Raw genomic sequence first — 13,663 nt, forward strand, 5'->3', positions numbered from 1 at the left:
CTCCTTAAATAAGCGACAGTTCACGACCGACCTCGGTGAACGCAGCGATGGCAACATCCAATTGCTCCCGGGTAAGCCCGGCACTCATTTGAGTACGAATGCGCGCGGCACCCTGAGGCACCACAGGGTAACTGAAACCGATCACATACACACCGCGCTGCAGCAACTTGTCCGCCATGGTGCTGGCGACGGTCGCATCGCCAACCATCACCGGAATGATCGGATGATTGGCACCGGCGAGTGTGAAGCCTGCGGCTTCCATCTGTTCCCGAAAGTAGCGGGTGTTGTCCCAGAGTTGCCGGCGAAGGTCACCACCCTGCTCGATCATATCGAGCACTTCCAGGCTGGCAGCCGCAATACTCGGCGACAACGAATTGGAAAACAGATAAGGGCGTGAGCGCTGACGCAACCAGTCGACAATGGGTTTTGCCGCTGCCGTATAGCCGCCACTGGCACCCCCCAGGGCTTTGCCCAGAGTGCCGGTGATGATATCAACCCGATCCATCACCCCATGAAACTCGGGCGTTCCACGACCGTGCTCGCCCATAAAGCCCACCGCATGGCTGTCGTCGACCATAACCAGGGCGTCATATCGCTCCGCCAGATCGCAAATACCGGTCAGGTTGGCGACCACGCCATCCATCGAGAACACCCCATCTGTCACAATCAGGCGGTACCGTGCCGACTGACTTTGCTGCAGACAGTGCTCGAGCTCAGCCAGGTCATTGTTGCTGTAGCGAAACCGGCGTGCCTTGCACAGGCGCACGCCATCAATAATGGAGGCGTGGTTGAGCGCATCAGAAATGATGGCATCCTGGTCATTCAGCAAGGTTTCAAACAGCCCGGTATTGGCGTCGAAACAGCTGGAATACAAGATGGTGTCTTCCATGCCGAGAAAGTCGCTCAGGCGCTGTTCCAGTGCTTTGTGAACATCCTGGGTACCGCAAATGAACCGTACCGAGGCGACGCCGAACCCAAACTCATCGAGCCCCTGCTTAGCGGCGTCAACCAACGCCGGACTATTGGCCAACCCCAGGTAATTGTTGGCACAGAGGTTCAATACTGTCCCTCCGTCGGTCGTCACCTGCGCCCCCTGGGGGGAATGAATGATGCGCTCTGTTTTGTACAGACCCTGAGTTTTCAGATCGGCCAGGGCCTCAGGCAACTGTTGAATGAGTGATCGGGACATGAAACAACTCCGGTAATTGGTAAGGGAACATCCCAGCTCGATGATGCGGCCACCCTGGGGAAACGACTCAAAGGGATGCACATGGGCCGCTGGGTTGATTTGTCTGTAGGTTCTCAGACCCGCCTGCGAAAGGCGACCTGCCGCCCATGAATAGAACACACTGTTCCTTAATGCGCTTGTAAGCCTGCCGCTACAGCCGTAATACCCGGCACTTGAGACCTGATATCTGTATAAAAACCATAAAAATCTAATCTACCACTGTTCTATTTGACCTAAAGATTTGAATTCCATCACAAAAATCGCTTCAATAGCATCCGCTCCATGTCGTACACAATCGCGCATCGCCAGAACAATCCGACAGAACAAAGACTGCGTAGGATCGATACGACAAGAAACCCTGTAGATCAGTGACAAATCAGCGCATGCAGTAGCAATTGTCATGCGGGTCAACTAGCATTGAGTGCGTGAGTGACGTAACGATGGCGTGACATCTTACCCTTTTCAACCCGCCATGAAACTCACACACAGGAATCTTTGGCCGACTGAGATTGCGGTCATCGTGGGACAACGAGGGAACTATGGATCAAAAGCTGGAAGAGCTTGAACAGGCTATTGTTGAAGCCGAAGAAGCAAAACGCCAGTTCGTTAGAGAAAACCCTAATGGGACTGGGAGCAAAGAAGATCGTATGCGCTTGTACAATGATGTCGAACGCGCGCGTAAAGCTTTGCGTGACTACAAACGCATGAACCCCCATTTGCTGTAAATCGCCCTAATTGCCGTTCGGGCACTGCGCCTGCCCTCTGTGTTACTGCACAGCGGGCAGGCGGGCGCACATCAACGCCGCCATGACAGACAAGCCGCTCAACAGTAGGATGACCGCCAGCGGCGACCACAGATCACCGAGCAAACCAAACAGTCCGCCGATCAGCATGATCACACCTACCACGGTATTGCTGACCGCCACGTAGCTGGCCCGATTGGACTCTGTTGCCATATCGACCAGATAGGCTTTGCGGCCCAGTCGAACGCCCCCGTGACAGATCATGATAATCCCATACGCCAGACTCAGACCCGCCAGATGAGCCACGCCGGATAACCAGGCAGCACTCGCCCAGGCCAGTAAGCTTGCCAGCGCAGCCCCGCACGCAGCCACCGCCATAACGCTCTGACTGGAACGGTCACTGAAACGCCCCCAGACGCCCGACGACAACGAGGCTGCCAGCCCGCTAATGATGATCAGTGCACCCAAGCCAAGCCCGCCACCCTCAGACTGTTGGACCATCACCACATAAAATGGCGGCATCAGTGCAACACTGAGCAATGCCGACCGGGATAATACAAAAAACCGGAAGGTCGAATCGGTCCGTAATAGCCCCAATTGCTGCCAGGCAACGGACCAGCCATTACCTCCGCCTTCGGTTGCGCCTGGCGCCTCCTCAATGGCGGTAAACGCCAGCATGGCGAGCCACCAGAACAGCGTCGCCACCAGCAACAGCCCGAGCAGCAGGGCGGGCTTTTCACTCAGGTTTGGGACGCCGGTGAGCACCAGCCCGAACCCCAAGACAGCGAGGCCCGACACCGAGGCACTGTAACCCATCACCGTTCCGCGCCGGCTCTTGGAGACGGCTTTGCCCAGAACATCTTTCGCCGACACCGAACACAGACCTCGTGCCAGGCTATAAAACACCAGACCCAACAGCATCCAGATGCCTGCGACCAGCCCCTCACTGAACAGGGCGGCTACCGCCATGGTTAGCAAGGCCAGAGAGGACACCGCGGCTCCTACCAACCAGACGGGTTTGCGATAGGCCCGCCCGCGAACATAGGCCGCCACCAGCAACTGGGGAATCAGCACTCCCGCTTCGCGTATCGGCACCAGAAAGCCGATCAGAACCAGCGGCACGCCCAGAGCGCTCATTAACCACGGCAAAATGAGGCGGGCGCTGCTCAGCTCATCGGCTATCTTGCTGAAGGTATTGGCCACCAGGTAGGCAAAGAAATTGCGGGGCTGGTGCCGGCAGGCCGTTTCCGGAATGTCTTTGCATACCCTGGCGTCCTCTTCACCGACTACCTGCTCATAGGCCCAGCCCAGCGCACGTTTTACCGGGCGGCCTTCAGCCTGTTCGGAAGGCGTTGATTGCGCCATGTGTGGCCTCTCTCTCTACAACAAGGACAACAGCCAACCACGGCGTCGGCTGGCAAGGAACCGCCAACTCTATCGATTCACCGCCCTCCGGGCCAACCTTAACGGTATAAAGACGGGTGTTAGGCGTACTGGCAGGTCGGGTTGCAAGCATTGGCGTCGGCTGCGCTGGCATGGTTTAATACCCCCTGAAAGACCGTTGTGCTGCACTCTGACCGGGCGTGCAGTTGACTTCGTTAGCGCCAAGCTCGCTTAAAGCAACAGTAAAACAATAACTCACGACTACAACGACACATTGCAGCCGATGATCAAAACTATCCCTCGTGTTTGCCTTGTCCCGATAAAAAAGGATCACTCATGAAAAGCCTCGCGTTCGTGGTCAGGCTCTGTTGCCTGCTGAACCGATTCCTGGGCCAGGTATTTTCCTGGCTGACGCTGGGAATTGTACTGGTATGCTTCACCGTCGTTGTCATGCGATATGTCTTTTCGACTGGCTCGGTCCTGATGCAGGATCTGTATGTCTGGATGAATGGCGTCATGTTTATGGGAATCGCTGGCTACACCTTGCTCCGTGAAGGCCATGTGCGCGTCGACGTGTTTTACCGGACTGCCCCTATTAAACGAAAGGCTCTGGTTGACCTGTTTGGCTGCCTGGTGTTTCTGTTTCCCTTTATCATCACCATCAGTCTGTATGCCTACCCCTATGTCGCCCGGTCCTGGCGCTTCATGGAAGGCTCATCCAATTACGGGGGCATGCCGGGCCTTTATGTTGTTAAGTCGTTCATTATCGTCTTTGCCATTGTGGTCGCAATTCAGGCTTTGGCCATGATCGGGCGCAGCATTCTGGTATTGGCTAACCGACAGGAACTGGTACCTGAAGATTATCGTTACGGGGAGAACGTCTGATGGAAGTAACGTTGTTGGGCGAAATCCTCGCGCTCGTCATGTTCTTTGCCGTTATCGGTGTGCTAATGCTCGGTTTCCCGGTGGCATTTTCGCTGGCTGGCACCTCGCTGATATTCGCGGCCATTGCCCACTTTCTGGGCGCGCTTGATCTGTCGAACTTATCGAGTGTTGCACCACGCTACATGGGCATCATGCTGAACGAGGTACTGGTTGCGGTACCCTTGTTTATTTTTATGGGGATGATGCTGGAGCGTTCCGGCATTGCCGAAAAATTGCTGATTACCATGGGCCGACTGTTTGGCGACCTGCGCGGCGGTCTCGGCTTATCGGTGATTCTCGTGGGGGCTTTGCTCGCCGCCTCTACCGGTATTATTGGCGCCACAGTAGTTACCATGGGCTTGCTGTCCCTGCCTGCGATGCTGAAAGCCGGTTACGACCCCAAACTGGCAACCGGGGTTATTACCGCCTCTGGCACGCTCGGCCAGATCATTCCGCCCTCTACCGTTCTGATTTTCATGGGCGATATGCTCTCGGGCATCAACAGCCAGGTGCAAATGTCGCTGGGCAACTTTGCACCCACGCCGGTCTCCGTCGGCGACCTGTTTGCCGGTGCCTTCATACCCGGCATGATGCTGATGGGCATCTACATGCTGTACATGATCTTCAAGGCCGTGCGTCAACCCGACAGCTGTCCGGCCCTGGTCATGACGGCCGAAGAAAAGTCCCGGTTGCTGAAGGATGTGTTCACTACGCTGCTGCCTCCACTGGTACTGATCATTGCGGTGCTCGGTTCCATTCTGGGTGGCATTGCCACACCAACAGAATCGGCCTCGGTAGGCGCTATTGGTGCCATGGTACTGGCTGCTTTCCAACGCAAACTGACCTACAGCAATTTGCGTCAGGTTATGTACGCGACGGCGAATACCACCACCATGATCTTCATCATTCTGATCGGTGCGACCGTCTTCTCTCTGGTATTCCGAATGATGGGAGGTGAAGAACTGGTCAGCGACTTCCTTAACAGCCTGCCCGGTGGCCAGTTAGGCGCCATTCTGTTCGTGATGCTGCTGATGTTCCTGCTTGGTTTCATCCTGGATACCTTTGAAATCATCTTTCTGGTGTTGCCGATCACCGCACCCATTCTGCTGATGATGGGCGTAGAGCCTGTCTGGCTGGGGGTGATCGTCGCGGTCAATCTGCAAACCAGCTTCCTGACGCCACCCTTTGGTTTCGCGCTGTTTTATCTGAGAGGCGTCGCACCCGATTCTGTCTCGACCATGACCATTTACAAGGGCGCTGTTCCCTTTGTGTTCCTGCAACTGATCGTGATCGTGTTGCTGGTGGTCTTTCCACAACTGGTTACCTGGCTGCCGTCTCTGATCTATAACTAAAAGCCCGCCAATAAGCAGCTTCGGGTTATCGACGTCGATAACCCGCCCATAAAAAAACCCGGCACAGGCCGGGTTTTTTTGAGCCTGGGCTCGTATTACATCTGGAAGTACTTCTGACGGGCGGTCAGGAAGGCACCGTCAACCTGTTCGGTACGGGTGCGCAACAAAGCCAGTGCTTCGAAGTAGCTTTCAGTGGTCTTACGCACCAGGGCGTCATCGCTGTCGCGCAATTCACCCAGAACTTCCTTGGCGGCTTCGGCACCAGCCTGCAATACTTCTTCAGGGAAGTATTTAACCTGAACCCCATGCTGTTCCACCAGAGTGCGCAGAGCGATCGGGTCGTTGGCGTAGAAATCCGAGGCTACCTGGTCGTACTCGGCCTGACAGGCAAACTCGACAATTTGTTGCAGGTCGCGCGGCAATGCCTCGAACTTGGACTTGCTGACCACCGCTTCGGTCGCCAGGCCCGGCTCGATAAAGCTCGGCATGTAATAGTTCTTGGCAATCTGGTAGAAACCCAGTGCCAGGTCGTTGTAGGGGCCAACAAATTCAGCGGCATCCAGTGCACCGGATTGCAATGCCTGGTAAATCTCACCACCGGCCATGTTTACCACACTGGCGCCCAGCTTTTCCCATACCTGGCCGCCCAAACCCGGGGTCCGGAATTTCAAACCCTGAATATCTTCCAGGCTGTTGATTTCTTCGCGGAACCAGCCACCGGCCTGAGTACCGGTGTCACCCGACAAAAAGCCTTTTACGCCAAACTGATCGTAAATTTCATCCCAGATTTCCTGGCCACCCATGTAACGAACCCAGGCCGCCAGTTCGCGGGACGTCATGCCATACGGCACACCGGTAAAGAAGGACGTGGCCCGGCTCTTGTTCTGCCAGTAGTAGGCAGCGCCGTGGCTCATCTCGGCAGACCCTTCAATAACCGCATCAAACGCACCCAAAGGCGGCACCAGTTCACCAGCCGCATAGACCTGTACCGTCAATCGGCCATTGGACATGGCGGTAATACGATCAGCAAGGCGTTGCGCACCCACACCCAGACCCGGGAAGTTCTTCGGCCAGGTGGTTACCATACGCCAGGTAATGCGGTCTTCAGCCAGTGCCGGAGTGCCAATGGTGGTCGCTGCCGCCACGCTACCTGCGCCGATCAAGCCTTTTTTGATGACGTCACGTCTTTTCATGTTCAACTCTCCATCATGGGGTCAGGGAGGTACTCAACACGTGTCTGCTGACTGCTATCTTACCGGAGTGCGAATGCGAGTCAGAGCGACCGGGTTACCGACCTCAATGTTCCAGTTTTTTATTGTGGTTAGTCGGGGAAAACCGACACGGCCGTTTACCTCTATGGGAACGATCCGGCACCGTGTTATCCCGCATCGGAGTGAGCTTGCGAGCCGTTTATAATTTTAATGGCCTGCGACGACTCCAGAACGCCGGGCCTTAGAATACCCCGCAGCCTGCCATATCTCAATTCAGTTTAGCCCGCATTGCCCGGTTTCGCCTGCTCCTTTAGTGGTAACCCGTGAAAGTTGCCCAGCTCCGACTCGTTGAAGGTCACCAGCGGCCTTTGGACTTGCACCGACTTCAATAGCCAGCCAGTATGACGCTACCAGGCCGGGCTTAACCGCAACTGAATACTCTGCGAGCGGTTTCACCGATCCCGGTGACTGGTAAAGCGGTAACAACAATAAAAACAGGATGGACTGCCGATACAGCGTCAGGCGTTGTACAGCGAGCAGAGTCATCAGGCAATTGAGGGATACACATGTCGCTAACCCTAGCTGTTCCCGTTGACCGGGCTCCGGGAGAAACCCGGGTGCCAGTCACGCCCGATACCACCCGTAAACTGATCGATCTGGGGTTTACTGTCCTCATAGAACCCGGTGCCGGGGCCAGGGCACAATTTGCAGATGCCCTCTATGAACAGGCAGGCGCAGAACTGGAAGCCGACGTAACCCGGCTGTACCAACGCGCCGATGTCCTGTTAAAGATCAACGGTCCCCAGGCACAAGCAGAAGGTCTGTCTGGCAGTGAACTTGAAGCTCTGGGCAGCACACCGGAGAAGGCGAAAACCTGGATATCCTTTCTGGCACCCGGTCAAAACGCGCCACTGCTTGAACAATTCAACGGCCAGCACGCGACAGCCCTCTCTCTGGATGCCATACCCCGTATTTCCCGCGCCCAGAAAATGGATGTGCTCAGTTCCATGGCCAATATCGCTGGCTACCGGGCGGTGATTGAAGCAGCCAATCAGTTCGGTCGCTTCTTCACTGGTCAGATTACCGCCGCAGGCAAGATTCCCCCGGCCAAGGTTCTGGTCATCGGTGCCGGTGTTGCCGGGCTCGCCGCCATTGGCGCGGCGAAAAGCCTGGGCGCCATTGTGCGTGCCTTTGACACCCGTAAAGAGGTCAAGGAACAGGTAGAGTCCATGGGCGGTGAATTTCTCACCATTGAACTGGAAGAAGACGGGGCCGGCACGGGTGGCTACGCCAAGGAGATGTCCAAGGCTTTTATTGATGCCGAAATGGCCCTCTTTATGGAGCAGGCCAAAGAAGTGGATATCATCATCACCACCGCCCTGATTCCGGGCAAGCCGGCACCCAAGCTGATCACCGAGGCCATGGTCAAGGCCATGCAGCCCGGCAGCGTGGTGGTTGATCTGGCGGCGCCCAACGGTGGCAATTGTGAGTGCACGGTGAAAGACGAGGTGGTAAAGGCACACGATGTCACCGTCATCGGCTTTACTAACCTGGCCGCCCGGGCCGCCACCCAGGCCAGCCAACTGCTGGCGAACAACCTGTGGCGTCTGCTCGAACATTTGTGTCCGAACAAGGACGGCCAGCTGGTCATTGATCTGACCGATGAGATCACCCGCAGTTGCACCGTCGTGCATGGTGGCGATATCACCTGGCCACCCCCACCGCCCAAGCTTTCTGCGGCGCCCAAACCGGCGGCCCCATCGGCCCAAAAGATTCCGGAGACATCGCCACCGGCTCCCCGCAAAGCCCGGCCCATAGCTCTCTACTGGCTGATTGCCGGGGCTCTTATATTGAGCCTTGGCGCCGTTGCTCCGGCCGATTTTGTCAGCCACTTCACGGTGTTTGTGCTGGCGATTTTCATTGGCTGGCAAGTCATCTGGAACGTCAGCCATTCACTGCATACGCCGCTCATGAGTGTGACCAATGCGATCTCCGGCATCATCATTCTGGGCGCGCTGCTGCAAATCAGTGGCAGTGGCTCCTGGCTGGTCAGCGTGCTGGCGACCATCAGCGTGCTGGTTGCCAGCATTAACATAGCGGGCGGGTTCTATGTCACCCGACGCATGCTGAACATGTTCCGCAAAGGAGACCCGTCATGAACGGCCTGTTATCGATGGCCTATTTGCTGGCCGGGGTATTCTTCATTTTGTCACTGGGCGGGCTGAGCTCCCAGGAGACCGCTCGACGCGGCAACAACTACGGCATCGCCGGTATGGTGATCGCCATTGTTGCCACGGTGGCTTCTGCGGCCGTTGGGGCTTACTTTGTACTGGCGATTGCCGTCGCCATTGGTGCTGCCATAGGGCTCTGGCTGGCCTCAAGAGTGGAAATGACGGCCATGCCGCAACTGGTCGCCCTGCTGCACAGCTTTGTTGGCCTGGCCGCGGTACTGATTGGCTGGGCGGCTTATCTGGACCCCAGATCGCAGTTGGCGGGCGCTGAAAAGGTCATTCACAATACCGAGATCTACCTCGGCATCTTTATCGGCGCCATTACCCTCACAGGCTCCTGGGCAGCCTACGGCAAGCTGCAAGGCATTCTGTCGAGCAAACCGCTGGCGTTGCCGGGTCGTCATGTGATGAATGCCGCTGCGATCATTGTGTCGCTGGCCATGCTGATACTATTTGCACCCGATGGTCATGGCTCAGGCGATGCCACCATGCTCCTGCTGATGACGCTGATCGCGTTGCTGCTTGGTGCCCACCTGGTTGCCGCCATCGGCGGGGCAGACATGCCGGTGGTCATCTCGATGCTGAACAGCTATTCCGGCTGGGCCGCGGCGGCCACCGGCTTCATGCTGGGTAACGATCTGCTGATCATCACCGGTGCACTGGTCGGTTCTTCCGGTGCGATTCTCAGTTACATCATGTGCAAGGCGATGAACCGGTCGTTCATCAGTGTCATTCTGGGTGGCTTTGGTACCGACTCCGGCTCAAGCGCTGATGATGAGGAGTATGGTGAAGCGCGCAGCTCATCGGCCGATGAGGTGGCGAGCTGGCTGCGCGATGCCGATTCCGTGGTCATCGCCCCGGGCTTCGGCATGGCGGTCGCTCACGCCCAGCAGGCCGTCGCTGAGCTCACGTCCACCCTGCGCAAACAGGGCAAAACAGTCCGCTTTGCAATCCACCCGGTCGCAGGCCGTTTGCCGGGGCACATGAATGTGCTGCTGGCGGAAGCCAACGTGCCCTATGACATTGTGCTGGAGATGGATGAGATCAACGATGACCTGCCGAAAACCGACGTCGTACTGGTCATAGGTGCCAATGACATATGCAACCCGGACGCTCAGGAAAAACCAGGATCACCCATCGCTGGCATGCCAGTGCTGGAGGTCTGGCACGCGCACCAGGTAGTAATATTGAAGCGGTCGATGGCAACCGGTTATGCCGGCGTCAGCAACCCGCTGTTCTACCGCGACAACAGCAGCATGCTGTTTGGCGATGCCAAAGAAAGCGTGCAAGCTCTGGTCAGCAAGTTGTAAAAGTCCCTAACCGGAGCCGGTAGGCTCCGGGCTCAGGCCGCACCCTGTTTGCGAGCCAGCAGTTTGGTCAGCACCCGGGACACCTGGGTGCGCCCTTCGGCGTTGATCATCAGCGCCTTGGGCGTCAGCCCTTCCAGGTCGGGATTTGGTGTTGCCAGCCAGGCCTGAGCACCATCGACACTGCCAAGTGCGTTACAGGCATGCAACACCAGCTTGCTGATGTCATCCACCATGCTTTGTGCGGGCGGTTCTTCCGACAATTCCATCCCGACCAACTGCGCATCCGGTATGGCCTGTTGCACCTGCGATTTGGCGTACTCCAGCACATGGGTCACACTGGCGCCTTCCCGGCTGAAGTGAATAGAGAACTCACCACTTGGGTTCGACCCCAGTCCCTCAATGGTAAAATCCGACCCTGGCATCTGCCCGGCAACGGCGGCCGCATCTACCGCCGCCGAGTCCGGCAACTGAAATGTCAGTGTAAAATGGTGCAGCATGTCAGCCTTCTTATTATCGTGAGCATCCCTAAAGCATACCCAAACTCACCGGGCTTTGAAAAACTTTCACGGATGGCCCTTTCCAATCGTCTAAAACAGCGAGCACAGAGCGTTCACGCCCACCAACGCTGACCAAAATCAGGCGGCCTGCTACAATGCCATGATATTTGAGGCATCAGGTCGCTTCGACACGGTCCCGGGGTCATCAATTACCGGAACAAGAAGCCGTGCGGGCTACCCGGCCTACCTTTCCGGGGTCGGCATGAACCCATCCATGGGGCCTAGACCGTAGCATCCCTGCTACGGGCTACCCCGGAAAGGTAGGCCGGGCAGCCCGCACTCAGCCACTAAGCACACGCATCATTCAAAACCCACAACAGCATTGCTCGAAATAAGGATCACACCATGTCTGCCAACGACACTGTTGTCATCAGCGGCGCCGGTCTCTGGAACCCCGAAAATGTACTCACTAACACAGAGTTGGTGCAGGTACTGAACGAATACGCCGACAAGTTCAACGAGGAGCATGCCAGCGAAATAGAGGCGGGAACCCTGGAACCAGTCGCCAAGTCCGACCCGGATTTCATTACCAAAGCCAGTGGCATACGCCAGCGTTACGTCTATGTCAAAGATGGCATCATGGAAGTCGATCGCATGCGTCCACGTATTCAGGAGCGCCCCGATGACCAACTGAGTCACCAGGGTGAAATGGCCGTTGCCGCCGCCAGGAAGGCACTTGCCGCCGCCAATAAGAGCGCCGCTGATATTGATGCCGTGATTGTCAGCTGTGCCTACACCCAACGCTCCTACCCGGCCATTGCGATTGAAGTGCAGGCCGAACTCGGCATCGAGGGCTTCGGCTTCGACATGCTGGTAGCCTGCTCCGCCGCCACCTTCGCCCTGCACCGCGCCTACGAGATGGTCAAAGCAGGAACGGCCAGAGCGGTACTGGTCATCAATCCGGAACTGACCTCACCTCAGGTGAACTACCGCGATCGCGACAGCCACTTCATCTTCGGCGATGTTGCCACCGCCATGGTGGTCGAACGGGGTGACACGGCCGATGCCGAGCATGTTTACGACATACTGGGCATCAAGGCGAAAACGGTCTATTCGAACAATATCCGCTCCAATTTTGGTTTCGTTTCACACGCTTTCGATTCCGACCCATTTGGCCCCGACAAACTCTTCCACCAGGAAGGCCGCAAGGTCTTCAAGGAAGTCTGCCCGATGGCCGCTGATCACCTGGCAGCGCAAATTGAAGCCGTGGGTGCCGACATCGGTCAGGTTCGGCGCTGGTGGTTGCATCAGGCCAATATCAACATGAACCAGCTGATCACCAAGCGTCTGCTGGGCCATGTGGGCACACAGGACGAAGCACCGATCGTGCTCGACGAGTATGCAAACACCGCCTCAGCCGGTTCGATCATTGCCTTTAACCTTCATCATCAGGATCTCAAATCCGGTGATCTGGGGGTGATTTGCTCGTTTGGGGCGGGGTATTCGATTGGTAGCCTTGCTTTGCGCAAGCGATGAGTTTGGCAACATAGAAATAGTACATTACCGGGTAAGGTAAGCTCAGATCTAGTTGCTTGGTCTTAAGGTTTTAATTTGGCAACAGCCTAAGTGCCGGCTGCCGGGTAGGGCTGGACGGGGGAGTCCACTGCATGGATGCTGTGGTCTAGGCCCCATGGACGGGTTCACGCCGACCCCGGCAAGGCCTACCCGGTGGCTGGCACGAACCTAAGCCACTAGAGCCAACCCAGCCAGCGAACTTTTCCTCAGTAGAGCAACGTAAACAACTGTCGCTGGTATTTGACGGCCGTTGGGTCGCCTTTGCCCAGGCTATTGACGATGTCGAGGAAGGTTTTGCGGGCTTCACCGTCTTTAAAGGTTTTGTCTTTGCGCAGAATGCTCAGCAGGGTATCCAACGCGTCAGCGTGGCGGTTGATCTGGCTGTACTGAACCGCCAGTTCATAGGCCAGTTCCAGGTTATCCGGGTCGGCGTCCCGCTTACTTTGCAACTCCTGAATCTCCGGGGACTCAGCGGCTTGATGTAACAACGTCAGTCGGGATTTCAGCGCCGCGTATTCCGGCTCGGTTTGCTCCGTCATGGTCATTTTATCGAGAATGGCTTCGGCGTCTTCGGCACGGTGCAAAGCGACATAAACATCGGCCAGAGCGAACGCAATGGCGGTTTCGCCATCGCTCAGGGTGTAGGCTTCGCGCAGCAGAGGCAGCGCCTCATCGAGCTTGCCTTGAGCGTGCAGCGCCTGGGCCTGATCCAGCAGACTGTCCCAGGGCTTGGGCAGGTATTTCTCAAGGCGCTCCCGAATGGCGGATTCCGGCTCCGCACCCATAAACGCATCGACCGGCTGACCATTCACGATCAGCGCCACCGTAGGCAGGCTGCGAACCCCGAACTGGGCCACAATATTGGGTTGTTCATCAGCATTAACCTTGGCTAACAGAAACTGCCCCTGGTATTCAGCCGCGAGTTTTTCAAGAATCGGCATCAGTGCCTTGCACGGCGCACACCATTCAGCCCAGAAATCCATGACCACCAGGCGGCGCTGGGACTCCTCCACCATGACATGCTGGAAGTTCTGTTCGGTAACGACCACCACGTTGCCGGCATCTTGCCCGTATACTTCGTTCATAACACCCTCGTGTTCAAATCTGGCTTTATCACCCCATTATTGGGACATCACCGCATTTCGCAATACCGGGGTAGCCACGAGACCACCCGGGATGCCATGACAGCGGCGCGACCGACCGTTACAA

11 protein-coding genes are annotated in these 13,663 nt (G+C 56.8%); 6 read left to right on the top strand and 5 right to left on the bottom strand.

The genetic code is table 11. The annotated features are described in order from the left end of the window. Positions 1-4: 4 nt before the first annotated feature. A complete protein-coding gene (locus ABJT94_RS05485) occupies positions 5-1,189 on the bottom strand; it encodes a glycine C-acetyltransferase (protein WP_348477134.1) in 1,185 nt (394 codons plus the stop codon). Between the two features lie 578 nt (positions 1,190-1,767). Between ABJT94_RS05485 and ABJT94_RS05490 the strand changes: the two genes are divergently transcribed. Further along, complete coding sequence (locus ABJT94_RS05490; RefSeq protein WP_348477133.1) at positions 1,768-1,953, top strand: hypothetical protein; 186 nt, start codon at positions 1,768-1,770, stop codon at positions 1,951-1,953. A 42-nt stretch (positions 1,954-1,995) separates the two neighbouring features. Here the strand turns inward: ABJT94_RS05490 and ABJT94_RS05495 are convergent, their stop codons facing one another. Beyond that, positions 1,996-3,336 carry an MFS transporter gene (locus ABJT94_RS05495; RefSeq protein ID WP_348477132.1) on the bottom strand — a complete coding sequence of 447 codons (1,341 nt, stop codon included), beginning with the start codon at positions 3,334-3,336 and terminating at the stop codon, positions 1,996-1,998. A gap of 354 nt (positions 3,337-3,690) precedes the next feature. On the opposite strand from ABJT94_RS05495, the gene ABJT94_RS05500 reads away from it, so the two are divergent. Both ABJT94_RS05500 and ABJT94_RS05505 read left to right on the top strand, forming a co-directional pair. Beyond that, positions 3,691-4,239, top strand: a complete 549-nt coding sequence (locus ABJT94_RS05500) for a TRAP transporter small permease subunit (RefSeq protein ID WP_348477130.1) — start codon at positions 3,691-3,693, stop codon at positions 4,237-4,239. Further along, on the top strand, positions 4,239-5,630 hold the full coding sequence (locus ABJT94_RS05505; RefSeq protein ID WP_348477129.1) for a TRAP transporter large permease subunit: 1,392 nt from the start codon (positions 4,239-4,241) through the stop codon (positions 5,628-5,630). The genes ABJT94_RS05500 and ABJT94_RS05505 overlap by 1 nt, the downstream gene beginning before the upstream one ends. A 95-nt stretch (positions 5,631-5,725) precedes the next feature. On the opposite strand, the gene ABJT94_RS05510 is transcribed toward ABJT94_RS05505, so the two are convergent. Beyond that, positions 5,726-6,823, bottom strand: coding sequence for a TRAP transporter substrate-binding protein (locus ABJT94_RS05510; RefSeq protein WP_348477128.1), 1,098 nt, complete (start codon positions 6,821-6,823; stop codon positions 5,726-5,728). A gap of 584 nt (positions 6,824-7,407) precedes the next feature. Here ABJT94_RS05510 and ABJT94_RS05515 point away from each other — a divergent pair. Together ABJT94_RS05515 and pntB are read left to right on the top strand one after the other, a co-directional pair. Continuing rightward, a complete protein-coding gene (locus ABJT94_RS05515) occupies positions 7,408-9,000 on the top strand; it encodes a Re/Si-specific NAD(P)(+) transhydrogenase subunit alpha (protein WP_348477126.1) in 1,593 nt (530 codons plus the stop codon). Then, a complete protein-coding gene (gene pntB, locus ABJT94_RS05520; protein WP_348477124.1) occupies positions 8,997-10,382 on the top strand; it encodes a Re/Si-specific NAD(P)(+) transhydrogenase subunit beta in 1,386 nt (461 codons plus the stop codon). Before ABJT94_RS05515 ends, pntB begins: the two co-directional genes overlap by 4 nt. Before the next feature lie 32 nt (positions 10,383-10,414). Here pntB and ABJT94_RS05525 read toward each other — a convergent pair whose 3' ends face one another. After that, positions 10,415-10,879, bottom strand: coding sequence for an MbcA/ParS/Xre antitoxin family protein (locus ABJT94_RS05525; protein WP_348477123.1), 465 nt, complete (start codon positions 10,877-10,879; stop codon positions 10,415-10,417). Between the two features lie 405 nt (positions 10,880-11,284). Between ABJT94_RS05525 and ABJT94_RS05530 the strand changes: the two genes are divergently transcribed. After that, the gene (locus tag ABJT94_RS05530; RefSeq protein WP_348477122.1) at positions 11,285-12,415 is read left to right on the top strand and encodes a beta-ketoacyl-ACP synthase III; all 1,131 of its coding nucleotides are present in this window, start codon (positions 11,285-11,287) and stop codon (positions 12,413-12,415) included. A gap of 245 nt (positions 12,416-12,660) precedes the next feature. On the opposite strand, the gene trxA is transcribed toward ABJT94_RS05530, so the two are convergent. Further along, positions 12,661-13,539, bottom strand: coding sequence for a thioredoxin (gene trxA, locus ABJT94_RS05535; protein WP_348477120.1), 879 nt, complete (start codon positions 13,537-13,539; stop codon positions 12,661-12,663). Positions 13,540-13,663: the final 124 nt, after the last annotated feature.

Origin of the sequence: Saccharospirillum sp., assembly GCF_039982735.1 — a bacterium.
Classification (GTDB): Bacteria; Pseudomonadota; Gammaproteobacteria; order Pseudomonadales; family Natronospirillaceae; genus Saccharospirillum.